General features: G+C 74.6%; 17 protein-coding genes. 13 read left to right on the forward strand and 4 right to left on the reverse strand.

Annotation, left to right across the window (positions count from 1 at the left end; genetic code table 11):
- Window positions 1–40: 40 nt before the first annotated feature.
- Window positions 41–691, reverse strand: coding sequence for a response regulator transcription factor (locus ACF089_RS19155; protein ID WP_392027881.1), 651 nt, complete (start codon window positions 689–691; stop codon window positions 41–43).
- A 320-nt stretch (window positions 692–1011) separates the two neighbouring features.
- On the opposite strand from ACF089_RS19155, the gene ACF089_RS19160 reads away from it, so the two are divergent.
- From ACF089_RS19160 to ACF089_RS19180, 5 genes are all read left to right on the forward strand, one after another.
- On the forward strand, window positions 1012–1575 hold the full coding sequence (locus tag ACF089_RS19160) for a hypothetical protein (RefSeq protein WP_392027884.1): 564 nt from the start codon (window positions 1012–1014) through the stop codon (window positions 1573–1575).
- 16 nt (window positions 1576–1591) lie between these two features.
- The gene (locus ACF089_RS19165) at window positions 1592–2797 is read left to right on the forward strand and encodes an efflux RND transporter periplasmic adaptor subunit (RefSeq protein ID WP_392027886.1); all 1206 of its coding nucleotides are present in this window, start codon (window positions 1592–1594) and stop codon (window positions 2795–2797) included.
- On the forward strand, window positions 2794–3705 hold the full coding sequence (locus tag ACF089_RS19170) for an ABC transporter ATP-binding protein (protein WP_392027890.1): 912 nt from the start codon (window positions 2794–2796) through the stop codon (window positions 3703–3705). The genes ACF089_RS19165 and ACF089_RS19170 overlap by 4 nt, the downstream gene beginning before the upstream one ends.
- Window positions 3702–4937, forward strand: a complete 1236-nt coding sequence (locus ACF089_RS19175; RefSeq protein WP_392027893.1) for an ABC transporter permease — start codon at window positions 3702–3704, stop codon at window positions 4935–4937. The genes ACF089_RS19170 and ACF089_RS19175 overlap by 4 nt, the downstream gene beginning before the upstream one ends.
- Before the next feature lie 477 nt (window positions 4938–5414).
- Entirely contained in the window at window positions 5415–6392 is a 978-nt protein-coding gene (locus ACF089_RS19180; protein ID WP_392027895.1) for a streptomycin biosynthesis protein, read from the forward strand.
- Between the two features lie 108 nt (window positions 6393–6500).
- Here the strand turns inward: ACF089_RS19180 and ACF089_RS19185 are convergent, their stop codons facing one another.
- On the reverse strand, window positions 6501–7127 hold the full coding sequence (locus ACF089_RS19185; protein ID WP_392027898.1) for a sigma-70 family RNA polymerase sigma factor: 627 nt from the start codon (window positions 7125–7127) through the stop codon (window positions 6501–6503).
- Window positions 7128–7192: 65 nt separating this feature from the next.
- A complete protein-coding gene (locus ACF089_RS19190; RefSeq protein WP_392027901.1) occupies window positions 7193–7813 on the reverse strand; it encodes a hypothetical protein in 621 nt (206 codons plus the stop codon).
- Window positions 7814–8222: 409 nt separating this feature from the next.
- On the opposite strand from ACF089_RS19190, the gene ACF089_RS19195 reads away from it, so the two are divergent.
- The 5 genes from ACF089_RS19195 (at window position 8223) to ACF089_RS19215 (ending at window position 14931) form a co-directional block, all read left to right on the forward strand.
- A complete protein-coding gene (locus tag ACF089_RS19195; RefSeq protein WP_392028184.1) occupies window positions 8223–9200 on the forward strand; it encodes a ferric reductase-like transmembrane domain-containing protein in 978 nt (325 codons plus the stop codon).
- A gap of 64 nt (window positions 9201–9264) precedes the next feature.
- Window positions 9265–10050: a TetR family transcriptional regulator gene (locus tag ACF089_RS19200; protein WP_392027904.1), complete on the forward strand. Its 786-nt coding sequence runs from the start codon at window positions 9265–9267 to the stop codon at window positions 10048–10050.
- A 99-nt stretch (window positions 10051–10149) separates the two neighbouring features.
- Window positions 10150–11529: a hypothetical protein gene (locus ACF089_RS19205; protein ID WP_392027907.1), complete on the forward strand. Its 1380-nt coding sequence runs from the start codon at window positions 10150–10152 to the stop codon at window positions 11527–11529.
- Between the two features lie 458 nt (window positions 11530–11987).
- A complete protein-coding gene (locus ACF089_RS19210) occupies window positions 11988–12617 on the forward strand; it encodes a hypothetical protein (protein WP_392027910.1) in 630 nt (209 codons plus the stop codon).
- Window positions 12618–13428: 811 nt separating this feature from the next.
- Complete coding sequence (locus ACF089_RS19215; RefSeq protein WP_392027913.1) at window positions 13429–14931, forward strand: MFS transporter; 1503 nt, start codon at window positions 13429–13431, stop codon at window positions 14929–14931.
- Window positions 14932–15010: 79 nt separating this feature from the next.
- On the opposite strand, the gene ACF089_RS19220 is transcribed toward ACF089_RS19215, so the two are convergent.
- On the reverse strand, window positions 15011–15640 hold the full coding sequence (locus tag ACF089_RS19220) for a TetR/AcrR family transcriptional regulator (protein WP_392027916.1): 630 nt from the start codon (window positions 15638–15640) through the stop codon (window positions 15011–15013).
- A gap of 139 nt (window positions 15641–15779) precedes the next feature.
- Here ACF089_RS19220 and ACF089_RS19225 point away from each other — a divergent pair, with 139 nt between their 5' ends.
- The 3 genes from ACF089_RS19225 to ACF089_RS19235 all read left to right on the forward strand — a co-directional run bounded on the left by ACF089_RS19225 (window position 15780) and on the right by ACF089_RS19235 (window position 21432).
- Entirely contained in the window at window positions 15780–19079 is a 3300-nt protein-coding gene (locus ACF089_RS19225) for a cytochrome P450 (protein WP_392027919.1), read from the forward strand.
- A 463-nt stretch (window positions 19080–19542) separates the two neighbouring features.
- Window positions 19543–20655, forward strand: coding sequence for a DUF6745 domain-containing protein (locus ACF089_RS19230; protein ID WP_392027922.1), 1113 nt, complete (start codon window positions 19543–19545; stop codon window positions 20653–20655).
- Window positions 20656–20943: 288 nt separating this feature from the next.
- On the forward strand, window positions 20944–21432 hold the full coding sequence (locus tag ACF089_RS19235; RefSeq protein ID WP_392027926.1) for a hypothetical protein: 489 nt from the start codon (window positions 20944–20946) through the stop codon (window positions 21430–21432).
- The last annotated feature ends 9 nt before the right edge of the window (window positions 21433–21441 follow it).

Raw genomic sequence — 21441 nt, forward strand, 5'->3', positions numbered from 1 at the left:
CCGGGACGGCGGCAGCGCTCGGGACATGGGCATCGGCCTCTCAGATCCGGTAGCCGCCGCGGGGGACGGTGTCGATCAGCGCGGGGCTGCCGAGCTTGGAGCGCAGCCGGCTCACCGTCGCCTTGACCGTGGTGGTGAACGGGTCGGCCGCCTCGTCCCAGACCCGTTCCAGCAGCTCCTCGGCGGAGACCGCCCGGCCCTGGGCGGCGAGCAGATACTCCAGCACCGCCAGCTCCTTGGGGCTGAGCGCGAGATCCTCGCCGCCCCGGGTCGCGATCCGCTTCGCCGGGTCCAGGCTCAGATCGCCGTGGACCAGGATCGGCGGCAGCGCGGGCTGCGAGCGCCGTCCGATCGCCCGGATCCGGGCGATCAGCTCGGCGTACGCGAACGGTTTGGGCAGATAGTCGTCCGCGCCGAGGCTCAGCCCCTCCACCCGGTCCGCGATGGTGCCGGACGCGGTCAGCATCAGCACCCGCGAGGTGGCCCGCGCCACCAGCGTCCGGCACACGTCGTCGCCGTGCACCCCCGGGATGTCGCGGTCCAGGACCACCACGTCGTACTCCACGACGGTGCAGCGCTCCAGCGCCTCCGCGCCGTCGTGGACGACGTCCACCGCCATCCCCGCCCGGCGCAGCACCCGCGCCACGGACGCGGCCAGCTCGGCCTGATCCTCCACCACCAGAACTCTCATCGCCCCGCCCCTCGCCCCGGGTCGTGCACGCGGTGATCCGCTCGTCCCCACCCTGCCCGGCCGCCGGTCGCGGGCCGGTCACAGGGTGTCGCCGCCCGGTGACCCCGCCCTCAACGTACCCGTCGCGCGGCGGTCACAGGCGGGTTCCAGATGTTCGGACCGCGGTGTGACCGCACGCCTCGTAGAACGGAGTGCGTCACACCAGAAACGCATCGGAACGCGACCGGAACACGGCGGAACGCGCCGGTGCGCCGGCCGGCCGGGCCCGTCGCGGCCGCCGTCGTACGACCTCGGACCACGCACACGGAGGGGACCAGCACATGAGCAGGACGTTCGTACCCGGCATGTCGCGCGCCACCAGGAAGGCCGGGGCGGTGTTCGCCGCGATCACGGTCCTCAGTCTGACCGCCGTCGCCTGCGGAGACTCCGACTCGGGCGATGTGGAGACGAAGCCGGCCGATTCCGCGGCCACCGGCGCGGCCGACCGGTCCGCCGCTCTGGTGAAGTACGCCCAGTGCATGCGGGACAACGGCGTCGCGGAGTTCCCCGACCCGGTCGACGGCCGGCTCCGGCTCCAGGTGCAGCGCGGCGGCCCGCTCGACCCGGAGAACTCGACCTACAAGACCGCGCTGGCGGCGTGCAAGTCGCAGGAGCCGCCCGGCCTCGCCGCCGGCTCCGGCGCGGGCTCCGACCGGGAGAAGGCGCTGCTGAAGTTCGTCTCCTGTATGCGGGAGAACGGCGTCAAGGCCTTCCCCGATCCGGTCGACGGCCGTATCCAGCTCAACCGCGGACCGGGGCTCGACCCCGAGTCGGCGGAGTTCAAGAAGGCCGAGGAAGCCTGCCGTCAGCACATGCCGGGCGGCGCCGCGCCCGGTGGGAACTGAGAGCGGCGGAGGGCTGATGAGCACCGAGCTGCCCGAGACGGACGGGACGGCGGCCTCCTCCCCCGAGCCGAGACGGCCGCGGAAGAACCGTCCCAAGCCGCACGGCCCCCGGCGCCGGGGGCCCCTGCTCATCGCCGCCGCCGTGGTCCTGGTGGCCGCGGCGGCCACCGCGGTCGTGGTCACCGATCCCCTGAAGGGCGAGCCGGCCGCACCGGCGGGCGCCGGCGAGCGGACCGGCGCGGTCGCGACCGTGCGGGAGGGCCCGCTCTCCGCGCAGATCAACCAGGTCGGCACCCTGTCGTACGCGGCCCGCCCGGACGGCAGCGCGTACACCGTGGTCAACCAGACCCGGGGCATCTACACCTCGCTGCCGGCCGTGGGCGACGTCGTCAAGTGCGGACAGACCCTCTACGCGGTGGCCGACCGGCCCGTACCGCTCCTCTGCGGGACCCGGCCCTTCTACCGCGACCTCGCGTACGGGGACTCCGGCCGGGACGTCAAGGCGCTCAACCGGAATCTGCTGGCGCTCGGCCACGCCACCTCGTCCGAACTCGACGCCGACTCGGACGACTTCGGCGCGGAGACCAGGGAGGCGCTGATCAATCTCCAGGACGACGTCGGCGCGGAGGAGACCGGACGGCTGAAGCTCGGCGACGCGGTGCTGCTGCCCGGACCGCTGCGGGTCACCAAGACCGTCGCGGCCCCCGGCACCAGGGCCGCGCCCGGCGCGCCGGTGCTGGAGGCCGGCACCACCGGCCGCCAGGTCAAGGTGGAGCTGAACGCCTCCCAGCAGACCGGCGTGAGCGTCGGCGACCCGGTGCGGGTCACCCTGCCCGACAATCGCACCGCGCCCGGGAAGGTGAGCCGTATCGGCACGATCGCCGGGTCCGCCGGGGGCAAGGAGGAGGCGACGGCCTCGGGCGCGTCCACCGCGCTGCTCCCCGTCTACATCACGCTGAAGAACCCGAAGGACGCGGGCAGTCTGGACCAGGCCCCGGTCCAGGTGCGGATCACCACCGCCGGGGTGAAGAAGGCCCTGACCGTGCCCGTGACGGCGCTGGTCGGGGTCGCCGGGGACGGATTCGCGGTGGAGCGGGTCGACACCGCGGGCAAGCGGCACACCGTGCCGGTGACCCTCGGCCTCTTCGACAACGCGGGCGGCCAGGTGCAGATCACCGGAGAGCTGCGGGCGGGCGACCGGGTGGCGGTGCCCGCGACATGACCACCGTCCCGGCGTCCGAGCACGCCGTCGCCGTTGCAAGCGCCGGGGGCCCGCCCCCGGCGGACGCCGCCCCCGCGGTGCTGGAGCTGGCGGCGGTCACCAAGACCTACGGCGAGCAGCCCCCCGTACCCGCGCTGCGCGGGGTGTCCTTCACCGTCCGCCGGGGCGAACTCGTCGCCATCGTCGGGCCCTCGGGGTCGGGCAAGACGACCCTGCTCCAGGTGATGGGCACCCTGGAGCGGCCCACCGAGGGCGTCGTACGGATCAACGGCATCGACGTCGCCGAACTGGACGACCGGCAGCTCGCCGCCGTGCGCGCCCGCAGCATCGGCTTCGTCTTCCAGCAGTTCTTCCTCGCCGAGTACGCGACCGCGCTGGAGAACGTCGCCGACGGGCTGCTGTACGCGGGCGTCGAGGTCGGCGAGCGCCGGGAGCGGGCCGCCGCCGCGCTCGAACAGGTCGGCCTCGCCCACCGGGAGGGGTTCCGCCCGGGGAAGATGTCCGGCGGCGAGCGCCAGCGGGTGGCGATCGCCCGCGCGCTGGTGGGGCGGCCCGCGATCGTCCTCGCCGACGAGCCCACCGGCAATCTCGACAGCGCCACCGGCGCGTCGATCGTCGCGCTGCTGCACCAGCTCAACGCCGAGGGCGCGACCATCGTCGTCATCACCCACGACAGCGAACTGGCCGCCCGGCTGCCGCGCCAGGTCCATGTGCTGGACGGGCGGATCGTCTCGGACAGCGCGAAGGGGGCAGAGCCCGGGGCCGAGTCAGAGTCCGGGGCCGAGTCCGGGGCCGGGCCAGAGTCGGGGGCCGAGTCCGGGGCCGGGGCCGAGCCCTCGCCGGGGCCCGAGCACATGTCCGTGTCCGTGTCCGAGCCCGTGTCCGACGACCCGGGGGAGCGCGCATGAAGAACCACCCCGTCACCGCCCCCGCCCGGCTGCGGCTCGGCGACCAGGCCAGGCTCGCGAGCGTCGGGATCCGCTCCCGGCCGCTGCGCGCCGCGCTCTCGGCGCTCGGCATCGCGATCGGCGTGGCCGCGATCGTCGCCGTCCTCGGACTGTCGTCGTCCTCCCAGGCCGGGCTGCTCGCGCAGATCGACCGGCTGGGCACCAATCTGCTGAAGGCCACCAACGGGCAGACCCTCAGCGGCAAGGAGGCGCAGCTCCCGGCCGAGGCCCCGGACCGGCTCTCGATGCTCGGCCCGGTGGAGCGGGTGGCCCATGTGGGGACGGTCGCCGACGCCAAGGCGTACCGCAGTCCGCTGATCCCCTCCACCCACACCAACGCGCTCCAGGTGCGGGCGGCCAGTCTCAATCTGCTGCCGGTGATCGCCGCCGACGTGGCCCACGGCCGCTGGCTGAACGAGGCCACCGCCACCAAGCCCGTCACCGTCCTCGGCGCGACCGCCGCCCAGCGGCTGGGCATCGACCGGGTCTACCCCGGGCAGCGGGTGTGGCTCGGCGACCAGTGGTTCTACGTCGTGGGCATTCTGCGGCCGGCCACGCTCACCGCCGAGATCGACACCAGCGCGCTGATCGGCTACCCGGCCGCCCGGCAGTACCTCAACCACGTGGGCGTCGTGGGCGGGAGGACCGTCGACGGCAGCCCGAGCACGGTGTACGTCCGGGCCGCCACCGAGGAGGTGGGCGCGGTGCAGTCGGTGCTCGCCCGGACCGCCAATCCGCAGGCGCCGGGCGAGGTCGACGTCAGCCAGCCCTCCGACGCGCTGACCGCCCGCGCGGCGGCGGAGGGCGCGTTCAACAGCCTGTTCCTGGGCCTGGGGGCCGTCGCGCTGGTCGTCGGCGCGGTCGGCGTCGCCAACATCATGATCATCTCGGTTCTGGAGCGGCGTTCGGAGATCGGTCTGCGGCGCGCCCTCGGCGCGACCAGGCGCCAGGTCAGGACGCAGTTCCTCGCCGAGGCGATCACGTTGGCCCTGATCGGCGGCACGGTCGGAGTGGCGGCCGGGGCGGCCTCCACCGTCGTCTACGCCCGCCTCCAGGACTGGTCCGTGGTGATCCCGGTCGAAGCCTGGGTCGGAGGCATCGCCTCCGCGATCCTGATCGGCGCGCTCGCCGGCCTGCTGCCCGCCATTCGGGCGGCGCGGCTCTCTCCGACCGAGGCGCTGCGGACCGTGTGACCGCCTGACGCGGATGCCGTTGGGGGGCGTCCGTGCGGCGTCGAAGGGGGGTACGGACCACCCGTGGGGTGGTGGTCCGCGCCCCCCTTCGTGCTGCCTGAGGCCACGTCAGAGACCGGTAGGGGATGGCGGCCCGGGGTTTAGGGGATCTCTATGGGTACGCACGAGAACACGGATTGTTATAGTCGGATTTGCGCAAAGCCCGTGAGGGGTCAGGGGGACCCGAACTCACGGCGAAAAGGGGTGAAGCGGGGGCCTCCACCTTGGAGATCGTGCGTCGGGGAGGGTGCGCGACGGGGGGATGGTTTTCCGCCACTACGTCTTCTTCAGCAGATCACGACCACTCCGGCAGATCCCGGTCGACGCGACACCGCCCAGCGCTGCGCGGTCCCGGTCGGGTCGGTCCGTGCGCGGGTCGCTTCGCGGACGGGCACGGGGTGTTCGCTCCCGGGTGGGATCACATCGTGAGGAGTCTCAGTGGAATCGGGGACCAAGCACGTTCAGTTCGTCCAGGAACCAGTCGTCCAAGTCGACGTCGACTCACTGTTCTCCGCGGACTCGCCGCGGATCCTCGGTGAGAACGCGGACCATGTCGAGATACTGGCCACCGCGCACGAGGAGCTTCCCCCCATCATCGTGCACCGGCCGACCCTGAGGGTCATCGACGGCATGCACCGCCTCAAGGCCGCCAGGCTCCGCCGCCGGCCCACGATCGGCGTCCGGTTCTTCGACGGCGACGAGGCCGACGCCTTCGTGGTCGCCGTCAGCATGAACATCGCCCACGGCCTGCCGCTCTCCCTCGCGGACCGCAAACGGGCCGCCGAACGGATCATGACCTCGCACCCGCAGTGGTCGGACCGGATGGTCGCCTCCGTCACCGGCATCGCCGCGCGCACCGTCGCCGGCATGCGCAAACGGGTGCCCGGGGCCGAGCCCCTGGGTAGCGCCCGCATCGGCCAGGACGGCAGGGTCCGCCCGATCAACCGGGCGGTGGGCCGCCGGCTCGCGGGCGATCTGATGACCCGTAATCCGGAACTGTCCCTGCGTCAGATCGCCCAGGCGGCGGGCATCTCGCCGGAGACGGCCCGGGATGTGCGCAATCGGCTCAGCCGGGGCGAGGACCCGGTGCCGGGGCAGCGGGACGACGGCACGGCCGGGCGCGGGGGGCGCGACGAACTGATCCCCCCGGCCCCCGCCGTCCGCCACGCGGTCCAGGACCGCGCCGTCCTGGTCGCCCGGCTGCGCGCCGATCCGTCCCTGAAGTTCAGCGAGAGCGGGCGCACCCTGCTGCGGCTGCTGAATGTGCACAGTCTGGAGGCGGCGGGCTGGGACCATCTGGTTGACAACGTTCCCCCGCACTGGGGCGGGGTGGTGGCCCAGCTCGCCCGGGACCACGCGAAGATCTGGGCCGAGTTCGCCGCCAAGGTGGAGCGCCAGGTGGCCCACACCGTATGAGCGGGGGTACGGGGGCCCGCGCCGGGGCCCCCGTACACCTCGCGTACCGGTTCCGCGCGCCGGTCCCGGGCGGGGCCGGCGCGCGGGGGGTGCCGCTCGGGCGGCTGTTCAGGCGGCCGCGGGCAGTGGGGCGCGTCCGCCGTCGGCCGCGGGACCGCGCCAGATCTCGGCGAGGTCCCGCCGGGCGCGCGCCACCCGGGACCTTATGGTCCCCACCGGGCAGTCGAGCACCTGGGCGGCCTCCGCGTACGACAGCCCCATCACGCACGTCAGCACGAAGGCCCGTCGCCGCCCGGGCTCCAGCGCGCGCAGCGCGTCGGCGAGGGCCACCGACTCCTCGAAGCCGGGGAGCTGGCGCGGCTGGGCCCGGTCGGCCGCGCCCAGCCAGTCGGCGGTGTCGGCGATCCGGGGCCGGGCCGACGCCCGGCGGTAGCGGTCCACGACCACCCGGCGGGCGATGGCCAGCAGCCAGGACCGGGCGCAGGAGCGCCCGGCGAACCGGCGCAGGCTGGGCAGCGCCCGCAGATAGGTCTCCTGGGCGAGGTCCTCGGCCCCGCGCACATCGGCGGTGAGATGGGCGACGAACCGCCGTACGTCGTCATAGGTGGCGTCCACGAACCGTTCCGCGGCGCGCTCGTCGCCGAGTCCGGCGGCCAGTGCCCAGCCCGTGATCTCGGCGTCGCGATCGCGGGCGGGGAGTACCTCGTGGGGGGTGTGGACAGGGGGATGAACCATCACAAAACGTCCTTCAAGTCCGGGTGAGACCCGTCAGGCGGCGATGAGTTGACGGGATGACGTGATCAGGACAGAAGGAGGGGCGGTCCGCGCCGGAAGAGGGCGCGCAGCGGTTCGAGGGAGGCCGGCAGCCGTACCGGCTCGGTGTGCCCGGCGGGAGCCGGGAGCGCGGGCAGCCCGGCGTACGCGCCGCTCAGCACCGTACGGACGAGACGCAGCCGCCCCCGGTCGAAGAGGCCGAGCGCGCGCCGCAGTTGGACGAGGGAGCGCTCCCCCCGCCAGAGCCACCAGCCGCACACCGCCCCGGCCAGCAGATGCGCCCCGGCCATGGCGGAGGCGGGGGAGCCCAGCACGGTGGCCGCGATCAGCCCGTCCGGCGGCGGACGGGACGGCGTCATGTGGCCGCCCGAGTGCGCCGCGCCGTGCGTCGCGTGCCCCGACACCAGCCCGAACAGCACATGGAGCGCCAGCTGTCCGATCGCGCTCGCGCCGACCACGGCCCGCGCGGAGCGTTCCGTACGGGTCAGCCGCCAGGCCGCCGCGCACACCGGGGGGAGGGCGAGCGCGTACCCCCAGGGCGAGGGCGACGCGCCGGAGGAGAGATCGTGTCCGAGCCCGGACACCACGACGCACACAGCGGCGAGCACCGCGGTGTGGGCGAGGCGGAGGGCGGATCCGGCTCCCATGACGGCCATGGTGCCAGGGGGACCCGGGGCCCGGGGAAGACCGGCCGATGCCGACAGTTCGGATGATCATCGCCTATGGGCGGACAGTCGGTCCCGTGATGCGCGTCACTCGAAAACGCCGGGGAACTTTCCGGGACGGGCGTCCGACTCCTTCCGTGAGACGCCCGCACGCGCTCCGGCCGGCGCGGGACTTCAGCCAGGGAGCGGAGTCGAGCCCATGCAGTCGAACAGGGAGCAGACCGCTCCGGAGCCGGAGTCGGGACGGGAGTCCGGACGGGAATCGGCGTCCGCGTCGGCGTCGGCGTCCGCGTTGGATCCGTCGGCGGCGGATCCGCGGGACGGGTCGGCATCGGCAGCGGCATCGGACCCGGCATCGGACCCGGCGTCGGCCGCCGGGGGCCGGGGCGGGATCGTCCGGCTGCCGGAGCAGTCCTCCGGCGGCGGCGACGGTGTCGCGCCGGGCCCGGGAGCGCGGGACCGGACCCGGGTGACCCTCCGGTCCGATCTGCGCGCCGGATACCTCGACGGGGCCGTCGCGCTGGTCATCACCGGCGCGATCTTCGTCCTCCTCTACGAGCGCATCCGCTCCGGGGCCTCCTCCACCACCACCGTCATGCCGTTCATGGGCGAGGACCCGGGCGCGTTCTGGGTGTACTTCCTCAGCCAGGCGTTCGGCTGGTCCGCCCTGCTCTGGGCCTGGGGCACGGTCGTCCTCGGGCTGCTGCTCTCCGGACCCCGCCCGGCGTGGCTGCCGATGTCCGTGCCCCGGCTGGAACGGCTGCACCGCACCACCAGCCTCAACACCATCTCGCTGATCGTCGCGCACGCCCTCCTCTTCGCCGCCGAGCTGATCCGCCACGACACCGACGCCTGGTACTCCGCCGCCTGGACGGCCTTCGTCGAGTCCTTCGTCCCCGGCGGCTACGAGTCCGGCACGGGCCGGATCGCCATCCCCATCGGCCAGGCGGCCCTCTATCTCGCGATCCCCCTCGGCCTGCTCTTCTACATACGCCACCGCATCGGCCCGAAGACCTGGCGGGTGCTGCACCGCTTCGTCCTCGTCGTCTATGTGCTGAGCGTCTGGCACACCCTGCTGTACGGCACCAACGTCTGGTACGACGGCTGGTTCCGCACCTCCATCTGGCTGCTGCAACTGCCGATCGCCGCGCTCTTCCTGCTGCGGCTGCTCCGTCCGGCGCGCCGCTCCCAGCGGCTGAACGCGCCCGGCGCGCACCCCGGCTCCGCGACCGGCTGGAGTCTGCGCATGACCGGCCGGGTGCTCGTGGCCGCCACGGTCGCGGTGCTCCTGGCCGTACTGGCCACGGGCCGCGACGGCGGCCGCGCCGAGCCCCCCGAGGACACCTCCTCCACCCACAACCACGACTGACCTCCCTTCCGGGGCCCCGGGCGCTTGTAGCATCGGGGCCGGAGTACGCGGAGAGGAGACCGGCGTGACCAGGGACGACGCCCCCGAGAAGCGCGAGGGCCCGGCGGGCGCGGAGCCGGGCGGGCCGGGGGCTCCTGACGCCGGGGCCGCGGGGGCCAGCGCCGCGGGGGCCAGCGCCCCGGGGTCCGGGGCTCCCGATCCGGGCGCTCCCGATCCGGGCGCTCCCGGTCCCGGTGCCGCGGGGTCCGGCGCCCCTGATGCCAGTGTCGCGGAGTCCGGCGTTCCGGAGCGCAAGGGCGAGCGCACCAAGCGGCGGATCCTGGAGGCGGCCCGGCGGCAGTTCGCGCGGGCCGGGTTCGAGCGGGCCACGATCCGGGCCATCGCGGCCGACGCCGGGGTCGACAAGGCCTCCGTCATCCAGTACTTCGGCACCAAGCAGGAGCTGTTCCGCGAGGCCGTCCGCTGGGAGATCCCGGTCGCCGAGCTGACCACGGACGATCCCGGCGAATCGGTGGAGAACTATCTGCGCGCCATGCTGGGGGCCTGGTCCAAGGACCCGGACAGCCCGATGACCGCGCTGCTGCGCGCCAGCATGACCAGCGAGGAAGCCGCCGAACTGCTGCGCCGCCGCGTCACCGAGCAGGCCGTCGACCCGGTGGCCGCGGCGCTCGACGACCCGGACGCCCGGCTCCGCTCGGCGCTCGTCGGCGCGATGATGATGGGGATCGCGACCCACCGCCACCTCCTGCGGATGCCGGATCTCGCGGAGGCCCCCGAGGACGACATCCTCCGTCTCGCGGTCCCCCTCCTCCGCTCCCTGATCACCCCGCCCCAGGGCCCCGGGGCCTGAAGCGGCCGCGCTGACCTCGGAGTACGCGCGGGCGGCGGCCCGGGGGCGCGTTCCCATCCTGGCGGCCGGCCGTCGATCGACGGCCGTTAACATCCGCTTATGTCCGACACCCCCGCGCAGCTTCTTCTGCGGAACGACCCGCGCACCGCGACGGCCGCCGAGGCGGAGAGCGTCTCCCTGCCCGAGAGCCACGCGCGGGCCCTGCTGGAGGAACTGGGGCCGGACGAGAGGGCCGAGTCCTTCTACCACCACGGCTGGGGCTACGCGGTGCTCACGCCGGACGGGCTCATCCTGTTCCCGAGCGCTCTGTCGCCCCGGCTGATCCGGGCGCCCGCGCCGCTGTCGATACTCCGCCGCGCGAGCGGGCTGCTCGACTCCGTCGAGATCCTGGCCGAGGGGAGACCCCGCCGGCTGAACGGTTCGAAGCTCGACCCGAAGGGGGAACTCCTCCAGGCCGTCGGGGAGTTCGTGCCCGCCGGGTCGCCCGCGCGCCCCGGGCGGCGCGGGCGGATCGCCGCGTGGGCGCGCCGACGGCCCGTCTCCGCCTGCGCGATCGTGGCCGCCTTCGCGGTCTTCGTGAACGTCGCCGAACCCGACTCGGGCTCCGGCGCGCGGGAGGCCGCGGCCCAGGACCGCGCGGAGCCGGCCGCGGCCGTCCCCGATTTCGCCGGGGCCACCCTCACCGGGGCCGCGGCGAGGGCCCGCAGCGCCCCCTGGCGTACGGTCTCCTCGGCCGACGCCTCCTCCGGCCGCCGGCCGGTGGCGCTCGGCGACCACGGCTGGCGGGTCTGCTTCCAGAAGCCCTCGCGCGACGAGGTGGTGATCCGCTCGGCCACCGCCCTGACCCTGTACGCCGTCCCGGAGCGCGAGGAGTGCCCGACGCGACCGCTCGGACCGCGCCGGGTCCTGATGCCCGACGTCGTCGGCGACCGGCTCGTCAACGCCTCGCGCGCCCTCGACGACCTCGGCCTCCACCGGGTGCTCCACTTCCACGCGCACACCGGCGAACGCCTGGACGGCGCGTCCCGCGACCTCGACGACCAGCACGTCTGCCGACAGCGCCCGGCGCCGAACGCCGAGGTCGCCGCGGAAGCCCAGGTCGACCTGTGGCTGATCGCCCCCGGCGACTCCTGCGCCGCACCCAGCCCGACACCGAAGCCCAAGCCCAAGCCCAAGCCCGAACCCGAGGCGAAGCCGAAGCCCCGGCCGAAGCCCGTCGCCGAGCCTCGGCGACCGCCCGCCAACGGCGGTGGCCCGGCCTCCGGCCCGCGCGGTGGGTCGAGCAGCGGCTCGGGCACCGGTACGGGGGGTTCGGGCACCGGTACGGGCGGCTCGGGCGGCGGCTCCGGTACCCGGGCGGGCGTCGGCTTCGGACAGAGCTGCGCCCCCGTGGGCTCCACCGCCACGACCGCCGACGGCCGACCCGCGCGATGCTTCATGGGCAAGGACGGCCGCGCCCGCTGGGGCTACCGCTCCTAGGGCCTCTCTTTCGGATCTTGCCGGGCTCGCGTGCCCTGCACCGCACTCCCCCTGCGCCCTGCGCCTGGCGGCGCGGGAGGTGCCCCCGCCCTGCGCCTGGCGGCGCGGGAGGTGCCCCCACCGCATGGACTCAATCCTCCGCCTTGCGATGCACGGCACCAGACCCCGCTCCCTGATCCGGCTGATCCAAAAGAAAGACCCTGGGCTCTGTCCCACGGGCCGCATGACCACCTCGTCTGCCGCCCGCCGGCCGTTCCGATCCCGCCCGGACAGCGGGGCGACGCCCCGCTACGCCGTGAGGGGTATCGCCTCACCGGCGGGCTCGGTCGCACGGTGGAGAGCGGTCGCGACCGCTGACTGACGTGTGCGGAGCGGATGTTGAGCATGATCGGTCGTGGCCGAGCGGAGGTTCTCGCGCTCCGGCGCCTCGGTTCCACGACCTCGAATGGAGTTCCGCCATGTCCGGATTCAAGCTGCCCAACCGCGCCGTCACGTTCCTCGCGGCGACCGCCGTGGCGGTGACCACCGCGGGGGTCGCCTCCGCGTCAGCGGCACCCGCGTCCGAGCCCGGCAAGACCGTGCGGGCCTCCACCCCTTCCGGATCCCTCACCTCCAGCCTCAAGGGCTGGGGCCGCATGGACTATCCCGACGCCGGTCACGACATCCGGGTCACCGTGGACGCCCACGCCACCTTCAAGGGCGTGGGCTGGGTCGAGCCCGACAAGGCCTGGGGCACCTTCCGCATCCACCACCGGATGCCGGCCGCCAAGGGCGAGCCCGAGAAGGTCAATTGGGGCGACTTCAAGGTCGACTGCCTGACCACCGGCGGCCCCACCGCCACCGTGACCGGGCGCATCGTGCGCACCGGGGGTAACGTCGCCGGCTGGGACGACTATCTGAAGCGGCATGTCCGCATGGGGATCAGCTTCTACGTGGGAGAAGGCGAGAGCGGCGGTCCCAGCCGCATCGGCCTCTCCGGAGGCACCGAGAAGGGCGAGCCGCCGCTGAGCAAGTGCATGGCGCCGGCCGCCGACTCCAAGGTGATCGAGGGCGGCTACGACCTCACGGACAAAGTTCCCGCCGGGTAAGGACTGTCCGCACCCACGACGCTGACCCACCGAACAGGGCCCGCCCCCGACCGCCCCCGGGGGCGTCCGCCCTCCCGTACGTCCCCGCCCCGCCGGCCGCGCGTCCCGAGGCCACCCCGTACGGGAGCGGGCCCCTCCCGTACGCCCCGCAGCCGCGAGCCCGGCCGCACCGACAGCCGTCCGCCGGGCGGCAGCCAGCCCCAACAGGCCCACCGGTTGCTCGCCAGACGCCCCCGGACCCTGCCCGTGGGGTACGGCTCCGCCGCCACGGCCCTCCTGGCGCGCCCGAGCCGCCGCGATCGGCCCCGCCGCCCCCGGCCGATCCCCGCCGACCCTCGCGCCCCACCCGAGGGGGCACCCCGGCGGCGTACGCTCCCGGCCCCGCCGGTTCCGCGCCCGCCCGGCCCCCGGTCGTACCGCCGGCCGCCGTTCCCTCGCCGGGTGCGGCAGCCAGCCCCAACAGGCCCCACCGGCTGCTCGCCAGACGCCCCCGGACCCTGCCCGTGGGGTACGGCTCCGCCGCCACGGCCCTCCTGGCGCGCCCGAGCCGCCGCGATCGGCCCCGCCGCCCCCGGCCGATCCCCGCCGACCCACCCGAGGGAGCCCCTCGGCGCCGGCCCGGCCGACGGCCCGGCCCCGGCCGCCCACCCCCGCGCCGGAGGCGCCCACCCCCCCTCGCGCGCGCCAGCGCGCACCCCCCTGCGCGTGACAAATTTCTCAACGCCCGGTGATAAATAAATCTCAACGCTTGTATATTTTTATCGGTGGCCCGCGCCCCCGCGCGCCCCGCACCCACCGGGAGACCACCGCCATGCCCAGCCCCACCCCCAACCCCACCCCAACCTCCGCCCCACCCGCCCACCGCCCCGGACTCGCGCTGCTCGTGATCGCCGCGGCGCAGTTGATGGTGGTGCTGGACGGGACGATCACGAACATCGCGCTGCCGAGCATTCAGAACGACCTGGACGTCTCGGCCGCGAATCTGGCCTGGATCGTGAACTCCTACGCGCTCGCCTTCGGCGGTCTGCTGCTGCTCGGCGGCCGGGCCGGCGATCTCTTCGGGCGGCGGCGGATGTTCCGGGCCGGTATAGCCGTCTTCACCCTCGCCTCACTGCTCGGGGGCGTCGCGAGCGGCGAGGAGGTGCTGATCGCGTCCCGGATCCTCCAGGGCGTCGGCGCCGCGATCGCCGCGCCGACCGCGCTCTCGCTGATCGCGACCAACTTCCCCGAGGGCGCTCCCCGTAACAAGGCCATGGGCGTGTACGCGGCCATGGCGGGCCTCGGCTCCACCGTGGGGCTGCTGCTGGGCGGGGTGCTCACCGACTATCTCGACTGGCGCTGGGTGTTCTTCGTGAACATCCCGATCGGCCTGGCGATCCTCGCGGGCACCCGCGTGCTCGCCGACACCGAGGCCGACCGCCGCCCCGGCCGGCTGGACGTCCCCGGCGCGATCACCGGCACCGGCGGTCTGCTGGCCCTCGTCCACGCCATCACCCGAGGCGGCGAGCACGGCTGGACCGACGCCCTCACCCTCGGCTCCCTCGCCGCGGCCGCGGTGCTGCTCGCGGTCTTCCTCGTCCTCCAGTCCAGGACCGAGAACCCGATGCTGCCGCTGCGCCTCTTCCGGGACCGCAGCCGCTCGGGCGCGTACGCGACCATGCTGTTCATGGGGTCGGGCATGTTCGCCACGTTCTACTTCCTGACCCTCTACATGCAGCAGATCCTCGGCTACAGCCCGGTGCGGACCGGCTTCGCCTACCTCTCCTTCAGCATCGGCATGGCGATCGCGGCCACCCTCGGCTCCAAGCTGATCGCCCGTCACTCGCCCCGGAGCATCGCGGGGCCCGGGCTGCTGGTGGCGGCGCTGGGCATGCTCTGGCTGAGTCTGCTGGAGCCCGGTTCGCCGTACGCGACGCATCTCGCGCCCGCGATGCTCCTCACCGGCCTCGGGCTCGGCTCGGGCTTCGTGCCGATGACGCTCGGCGCGGTCAGCGGCGTACGCCCCGAGGACACCGGCATCGCCTCGGCGCTGCTCAACACCGCCCAGCAGGTCGGCGGCGCCCTGGGCCTCGCGGTCCTCACCACGGTCTCCGCCGCCGCCGCGAACGACCGTCTGGACGACGCGGCCGGCGCCTTCCACCAGGCCGTCGCCTCGGCCGACCCCGCCCTCGGGGCCCAGGCCGCGGAGGCCCTCACCCACGGCTACACCGCGGCCTTCGCCGTCGCGGCGGCCCTCTTCGCCGCGGGCCTCGTGGTGACCTGGACGGCGGTCCGCACCCCGGGCCGGGCCGCGGCCTCCCGCCCGGCGGACTGACCCCGGGGCCTCCTCGGCGCCCCGGCCGGAAGGGTTCAGGAGGCCGGGCGCCCCCGCTCGGCCCCTGTCCGGCTCCTGCTCAGCCCTCGCCCCCCGGCGCGCCCGCCCCGCCGTACGCCAGCGCCACCGTCGCCGTCACCAGCAGGTCCAGGGCGCGCCGGGTGGAGTCGTCCGCTGGGCCCTCGCCCCGGACGAGGAGGTGCAGGCCGAGGCCGTCGAGGCCGGAGAGGAGGAAGCGGGCCAGATCGGCGGCGGGGAGCGCGAAGGCGCGCCGGCCGCGCCGCTCGGTCTGGGTGAGGGCCTCGGTGGCGATGTCGGCGATGCCCTCGTGATACCGCTCGACCACCTCGCGCAGCTCCGGGCTGCGGAGGGAGAAGGCGATCAGCTCGAACCAGAGCAGATTCAGCTCCGGCCGGCCGTCGAGGTCGAGCAGGAAGGCGTCGGCCGTGGCCCGCAGCGCCTCCTCCAGGCTCGTGGCGCGGGCCACCGACCGCTGGACGCCGGCGAGCAGGTCCTCGGTGAGGAACTCCAGGACGGCCCGGTAGAGATCGGCCTTGGTCCCGAACGTGTAGTGCACGGTCGCCTGCGCCACCCCCAGTTCGGCGGCGATCGCCCTGGTGGAGCCCGCGGTGACGCCCTCGCGTGCCATGAGTTCGATGGCCGCCGCGATGAGCTGGGGCCGCCGCTCGGCGGCGGTTACATGTGCCATACAAGCCACTATAGCGACATAGTCAAGCGAAACTGTCGAGCGACATTGTCAGGTGACAATGTCGTTTGTATGGTGGACCGGGAGGCGGGACCGGCACCCCAGGTCGCCGTCCCTCGACGACCACCGGAGGGCAGGATCCATGGACTCGACAGCACCGGGCCGGGGAGCGCGGACGGCCACCGTTCCCGAGCGCACGCCGCTGCCCGTCTTCGGCCACGCGCTGAGCGTGCCGACCGACGCCTTCACCCAGTACGCGATGCGCGAGGCCCGGGCGCTGGGCCCGATCTTCAATCTGCGGATCTTCGGCGAGGACACCCTGATGGTGTCGGGCGGCGACCTGGTCGCCGAGGTGTGCGACGAGACGCGCTTTCGCAAGTCGGCGGCCCCGCTGGTCACGGTGCGGGAGTTCGCCGGGGACGGACTCTTCACCGCCTTCGGTGACGAGCCCAACTGGCGCAAGGCGCACAACATCCTGATGCCCGCGTTCTCCTTCAACGCCCTGCGGGACTACCACCCCGCGATGATGACCGTGGCCCGCCGGCTCCTCGCCAAGTGGGACGCCCACGAGGGCGTTCCGGTGGACGTGCCCGAGGACATGACCCGGCTGACCCTCGACACCATCGGACTCTGCGGCTTCGGCCACGACTTCGAGTGCTTCGCGCGGACCGAGCCGCACCCCTTCATCGCCTCGATGGTCCGCGCCCTCGACCACGCCCAGCGGAAGACCGGATTCGTCCCGGGTCTCGAATTCCTGCACACCGTCTCCGAGAACCGCCAGCGGGCCGACATCCACGCCATGAACCGGCTGGCCGACGGGATCGTCCGCCGCCGCCGGGCCGCCGCCCCCCTCGCGCCCCTCGCGGAGACCGGGAACGGCGCGGGCCCCGGGCGGAGCCGGGACCTCCTCGACCTGATGCTCAACTCCCGGGACAAGGACACCGGCGAACCGCTCGACGACGCCAACATCCGCTATCAGCTGCTCACCTTCCTGATCGCCGGACACGAGACCACCAGCGGCGCGCTCTCCTTCGCCCTCCACCACCTGCTCAAGAACCCCGCCGTGCTCGCCGCCGCCCAGGCCGAGACCGACACGCTGTGGGGGAGCGACCCGGACCCGGATCCCTCGTACGAGGACGTGGGACGGCTCGTCCACCTCCGCCGGGTGCTCAACGAGAGCCTGCGGCTGTGGCCCACCGCGCCCGCCTTCGCCGTCGAGCCGCTGGAGGACACCGTCATCGGCGGCCGCCACCCGGTGCGGCGCGGCCAGGTGATCACCGTCATCACCCCGATGCTCCACCGCGACCCGGGCTGGGGCGACAACCCCGAGCTGTTCGACCCGGACCGATTCACCCCGGAGAACACCGAACGCCGCCCCGGCCACCTCTACAAGCCCTTCGGCAACGGCGAACGCTCCTGCATAGGCCGCCAGTTCGCGCTGCACGAGGCGACCCTCCTGCTCGGGCTGATCGTCCACCGCTACCGGCTGCTCGACCACAGCGACTACCGGCTGCGGATCAAGGAGACCCTCACCCTCAAACCGGACGGCCTCACCCTGACCCCGGTACGCCGCACCCCTGGGGACCGCCGCCCGGCCGCCGCCCCTGCCGCCGCACCCGCCCGGGGACGCCCGGCCGCCCCCGCCACGGCCGGCCTGCGCGCCCCCGGGACCACCCTGACCGTGCTGTACGGCTCCAATCTGGGCACCTCGCGGAGCATCGCCGCCGACCTCGCCGACCAGGGCGCCCGGCACGGCTTCAGCACCTCCCTCGCCCCGCTGGACGAGGCCGTCGACGCACTCGGCCCCGACACCCCCGTACTGATCGTGGCCTCCTCCTACAACGGCCGGCCCACCGACGACGCCGCCCGCTTCACGGCGTGGCTGGAGGGCTCCGGAGCCCCGGCCGGCGTGCCGTACGCCGTCCTCGGCATCGGCGACCGCAACTGGTCGGCGACCTATCAGCGCGTCCCCGCCCTCATCGACCGCGAGCTGGCCGCCGCGGGCGGCGCCGCCCTGGTCGAACGCGCCGCCGTCGACGTGTCCACGGACGTCGCCGCCGAGGTCGGGCGGTGGACCGAGCGGCTGTGGCCCGCGCTCCTGGAGCGGTACGGAGCGCCCGCCGACGGCCCCGACCCGGACCCCGCGCCCGCCGGACCCCGCCACACCGTCACGGACCACCCCGGCGAGGGCGGCCTCCCCGTCCACGACGGACTGCTCCCGTTCACGGTCGCCGAGACCGCCGAACTCGCCGACCTCACCAGCCCGCTGGGCCGCTCCAAGCGCTTTCTGCGGCTGCGCCTCCCCGAGGGGACGGCCTATCGCAGCGGCGACCATCTGCTGATCCGGCCCGCCAACCCTGCGGCCCTGGTCGACCGTACGCTCCGGGCCCTGGAGCTCGACCCCGACCGGGTCGTCGTGCTCGGCGCCGCCGGGGGCGGGCGGCTGCCGCTGGACCGGCCGATGACCGTACGCACCCTGCTGACCCACTTCACCGAACTCGGCCGCCCCGCGACCGCCCGGCAGGCCGCCGCCCTCGCCGCGCACACCCCCTGCCCGCCGGAGCGCGCCGCGCTGGAGCGACTCGCCGCCGGAGCCGCCGGAGCCGCCGGAGCCGCCGGAGCCGCCGGGGCCGCCGGAACGAGCGGAGCCGCCGGAGCCGCTGGTACGGACAGAGCCGTCGGGCCCGGCGCGCCCACCGTGACCGATCTGCTGGAACGGCACGCCTCCTGTCGCCCCGGCCTGCCGGAGCTGCTCGACGTCCTCCCGCCGGCGAACCCGCGCTACTACTCCATCTCCTCCTCGCCCGCGCTCGCCCCGGACACCGTGGACCTGATGGTCGCCGCCCACCCGGCGCCGCACCGCAGCGGCGAGGGGCGGTTCCTGGGCGCGGGCGCGGCCCATCTGGCGGGGCTGGGACCGGGGGACACCGTCCACGGCCGGATCTCCCCCTGCCGCGAGGGCTTCCGGCTCCCGGCGGACCCCGCCGTACCGGTGCTGCTGGTCTCCGCCGGGACCGGGCTCGCGCCCTTCCGCGCCGCCGTCGCGGACCGGGTCGCCGATCCGCGCCCCGACCGAGCGCCCCTGCTCTGCTACTTCGGCTGCGACCATCCCGACGTCGACTACCTCCACCGCGCCGAGTTCGAGGCGGCGGAGGCCGCCGGGGCCGTGAGCCCGCGCCCCGCCTTTTCCAAGGCCCCCGAGAACGGCGCGCGATACGTCCAGGACCGCATCCTCCGGGAGGCGGACGAGGTCTGGGAGCTGCTCGCCGCCGGCGCCCATGTCCGCGTCTGCGGCGACGGCCGCGCCATGGCCCCCGCCGTCCGGGACGCCTTCCGCACCGTCTACGCCGACCGCGTGGGCGCGACCCCGGAGGCCGCCGAGGACTGGCTCGCCGGGCTCATGGACGAGGGGCGCTACGTCGAGGACGTCTGGGCGGGCTGAATCCGGCGGGGGCCGTCGGAGGGGCCGCCGGTGCGGACCGCGCCGGGGCCGCCGGTCGGCCCTTCGCTCCGACCACCCGGCCGCGACGGCGAATTCAGGACAGAATGACGGCCGGGCCGCCCAGCGGATCCCCCAGGCGGGGACCGATGAGCGGCCCGGCCTCCGGTACGCATCCGGCCATCCCCGGGTGTCATCACGGCGTGGCGGGCGGCCCCGTGAGCCGTTCGCGGTACGCCTGAGGGCCGGGCCGGCACCCCTGCCGAGGGCCCCGATCACCGGCGAAAACAGCGTTGCGGATGCCCGGGGCGCCTGCCACGATCCTGGGTATGACAGATGGAAAGGCGGACACCGCCACCCTCCGGTGAGCGCGGTGAAACGCTCACCCGGGACCCGTGATCACGGATCCCCGCAGCACCTTCGTACCCCTCCCGGGGGCTCCGGACGGCTCGCCCTGGCGTGCTCCTTGCGCGACGAGTGGCTGGCGCTCGGGCGCTCCACCCGACCAGTCGACCGGGACCGTGCCGAGGCCGCGGTCGTTGAGCTGTACCGCGTCGCCGGAGCGGCGAGGCCGGCGTTCGTCTGGGTCCCGTCCCCGGCGGCGGCGCTGCCGCTGATCCCGGACGACGGGCGCGAATCGGCCGTCGCCGTCTCCATCGCCGCCTCGGCGGCCGGGCTGCGGGCCCGGGCGGAGGCGCGGACCGACCGCCGTCACCTGCTGTGGTGGCAGGCCCCCGTCCAGACGGCCCGCACCCTGCCGCCCGAGGAGGCGCTCGCCCGGGGCGTCCCGCTCGGCACCGTCCTGGCGGTGGCCGTGCACGAACCGCTGCACACCGCGCTGTGGGACGGACTCGTCGCCCCGACGCGCACCGCGCTGCTGTCGGCCGGCGGCCGCCGTACCGGGTTCGCCTGGTACGGCTCGCAGGACGCGTACTGGGCCGCCGGACACGACATCCGCCGGCGGCTCGGCCATCGCGTCTGCGAGGGCGGCGACGGACGACTGCTCGACCTGTGGATGGAACTCGCCCGGACGGCCGGGTGGTGGTGGCCCCGAGAGGAGGTGTGCGTCATGGCGGAACGACCGGTCGAGGTGCGCACCGAACCGCTGCCGGGCGCCCGGTTCGGCGAGGTGCGGCTGCACGACGGACGGGGACCCGCGGTCCGGTACGCGGACGGGACCGAGGTCTACGCGCTGCACGGCGTCCCGGTCTCCGCCCGGGCGGTCACCGCCCCGTCCGCCGCCGTCCTCCATCGCGAGACCCGGATGGACGCCCGTCACGCCGTGATGGAGCGGATCGGCTGGGAGGCGTACGTCGAACAGGCCGGTCTGCCGCTGGTGGCCGCCGCCCCCGATCCCGGCAACCCCGGTTGTGAGCTGCGCCTTTACCATCTGCCCCAGCAGATCTGGGGCCGCGCGGCCCGGCTGCTGCTCGCGGTCGACGGCTCGGCGGGGCCGGACGGCGGACGACGCGCGTACGGGCTGAGCGTGCCGGCCGACATCGACGATCCGGTGTCCGCGGCCGGGTGGACCTACGGCCTGAGCGGCGATCAGTACGCCGGACTCGCCCGCCGCACCTGACCGCCGGGCCCGCCCGGCCCCGGCCCGCACCCGACCGCCCGGCCCGAACCGAACCGCGACCGGCCCCGAACCGGACGGTCACCGCTCCGAACCGGACCTTCACTGGTCCGAACCGGACCTTCGCCGGTCCCACCCTGTTCGAACTGATCCCTAATTGGACCGAATCCCGACCGAAGCCGACCGCCGGGCGACGGTGCGCGGGCCTCCCGTACGACCGCGCACCACCGCACCGCACCACCACCCCACCTCCGCCCGCCCGCCCCCACGACGCACTCGAAGGTGACGCACATGAAGACGACCGCACCCGCGACCGCACCCCGGCCCGCGCCCGCCGCCGTGACGACCCTCGCCGAACTCTCCTCCCGTACCGGCCTCGACGTCCTCGCCCATCTGGAGCGGGAGGCGGCCGTCCCGGTGGTCGGCGGACCCCAGGCCCAGGGCGATCTGATCGTCGTGCCGCACGAGCTGGTGGCCGACGCCGAGGTGCCGGCCGACGCGGAGTGGCGGCCGGTCCCGCCCGGCGGCGTCGAACTGCTGCGCGGCGCCGGCGGCCATCCGCACACCCTCACCGCCGACGCGGGCGCCTGTCGCTGGACCGCCGGGGTCGGCGATCCCCAGGGGCTGGCGCTCGGGCTGGCCGAGGTCTCGGGAGTCGCGTATCTGCTCCATCCCGAGCACGGCGGCACGGGGATCGCCCCCGGCCGGTATCTGATCCGCAGACAGCGCGAGCACGCGGTGCGGGCGGTCGGAGCAGGTAATCAGTTGATTGCCGATTGAAGGACAGAA

The organism is Streptomyces sp. NPDC014894, assembly GCF_043080985.1.
Lineage (GTDB): Bacteria > Actinomycetota > Actinomycetes > Streptomycetales > Streptomycetaceae > Streptomyces.

What these genes read in the sequence shown, in the direction of transcription:
- ACF089_RS19190 (WP_392027901.1), bottom strand. Translation starts at nt 7,813, where the DNA reads ATGGGAGCCGGATCCGCCCTCCGCCTCGCCCACACCGCGGTGCTCGCC.
- ACF089_RS19155 (WP_392027881.1), bottom strand. Translation starts at nt 691, where the DNA reads ATGAGAGTTCTGGTGGTGGAGGATCAGGCCGAGCTGGCCGCGTCCGTG.
- ACF089_RS19205 (WP_392027907.1), top strand. Translation starts at nt 10,150, where the DNA reads ATGTCCGACACCCCCGCGCAGCTTCTTCTGCGGAACGACCCGCGCACC.
- ACF089_RS19175 (WP_392027893.1), top strand. Translation starts at nt 3,702, where the DNA reads ATGAAGAACCACCCCGTCACCGCCCCCGCCCGGCTGCGGCTCGGCGAC.
- ACF089_RS19170 (WP_392027890.1), top strand. Translation starts at nt 2,794, where the DNA reads ATGACCACCGTCCCGGCGTCCGAGCACGCCGTCGCCGTTGCAAGCGCC.
- ACF089_RS19215 (WP_392027913.1), top strand. Translation starts at nt 13,429, where the DNA reads ATGCCCAGCCCCACCCCCAACCCCACCCCAACCTCCGCCCCACCCGCC.
- ACF089_RS19235 (WP_392027926.1), top strand. Translation starts at nt 20,944, where the DNA reads ATGAAGACGACCGCACCCGCGACCGCACCCCGGCCCGCGCCCGCCGCC.
- ACF089_RS19160 (WP_392027884.1), top strand. Translation starts at nt 1,012, where the DNA reads ATGAGCAGGACGTTCGTACCCGGCATGTCGCGCGCCACCAGGAAGGCC.
- ACF089_RS19185 (WP_392027898.1), bottom strand. Translation starts at nt 7,127, where the DNA reads ATGGTTCATCCCCCTGTCCACACCCCCCACGAGGTACTCCCCGCCCGC.
- ACF089_RS19225 (WP_392027919.1), top strand. Translation starts at nt 15,780, where the DNA reads ATGGACTCGACAGCACCGGGCCGGGGAGCGCGGACGGCCACCGTTCCC.
- ACF089_RS19165 (WP_392027886.1), top strand. Translation starts at nt 1,592, where the DNA reads ATGAGCACCGAGCTGCCCGAGACGGACGGGACGGCGGCCTCCTCCCCC.
- ACF089_RS19210 (WP_392027910.1), top strand. Translation starts at nt 11,988, where the DNA reads ATGTCCGGATTCAAGCTGCCCAACCGCGCCGTCACGTTCCTCGCGGCG.
- ACF089_RS19220 (WP_392027916.1), bottom strand. Translation starts at nt 15,640, where the DNA reads ATGGCACATGTAACCGCCGCCGAGCGGCGGCCCCAGCTCATCGCGGCG.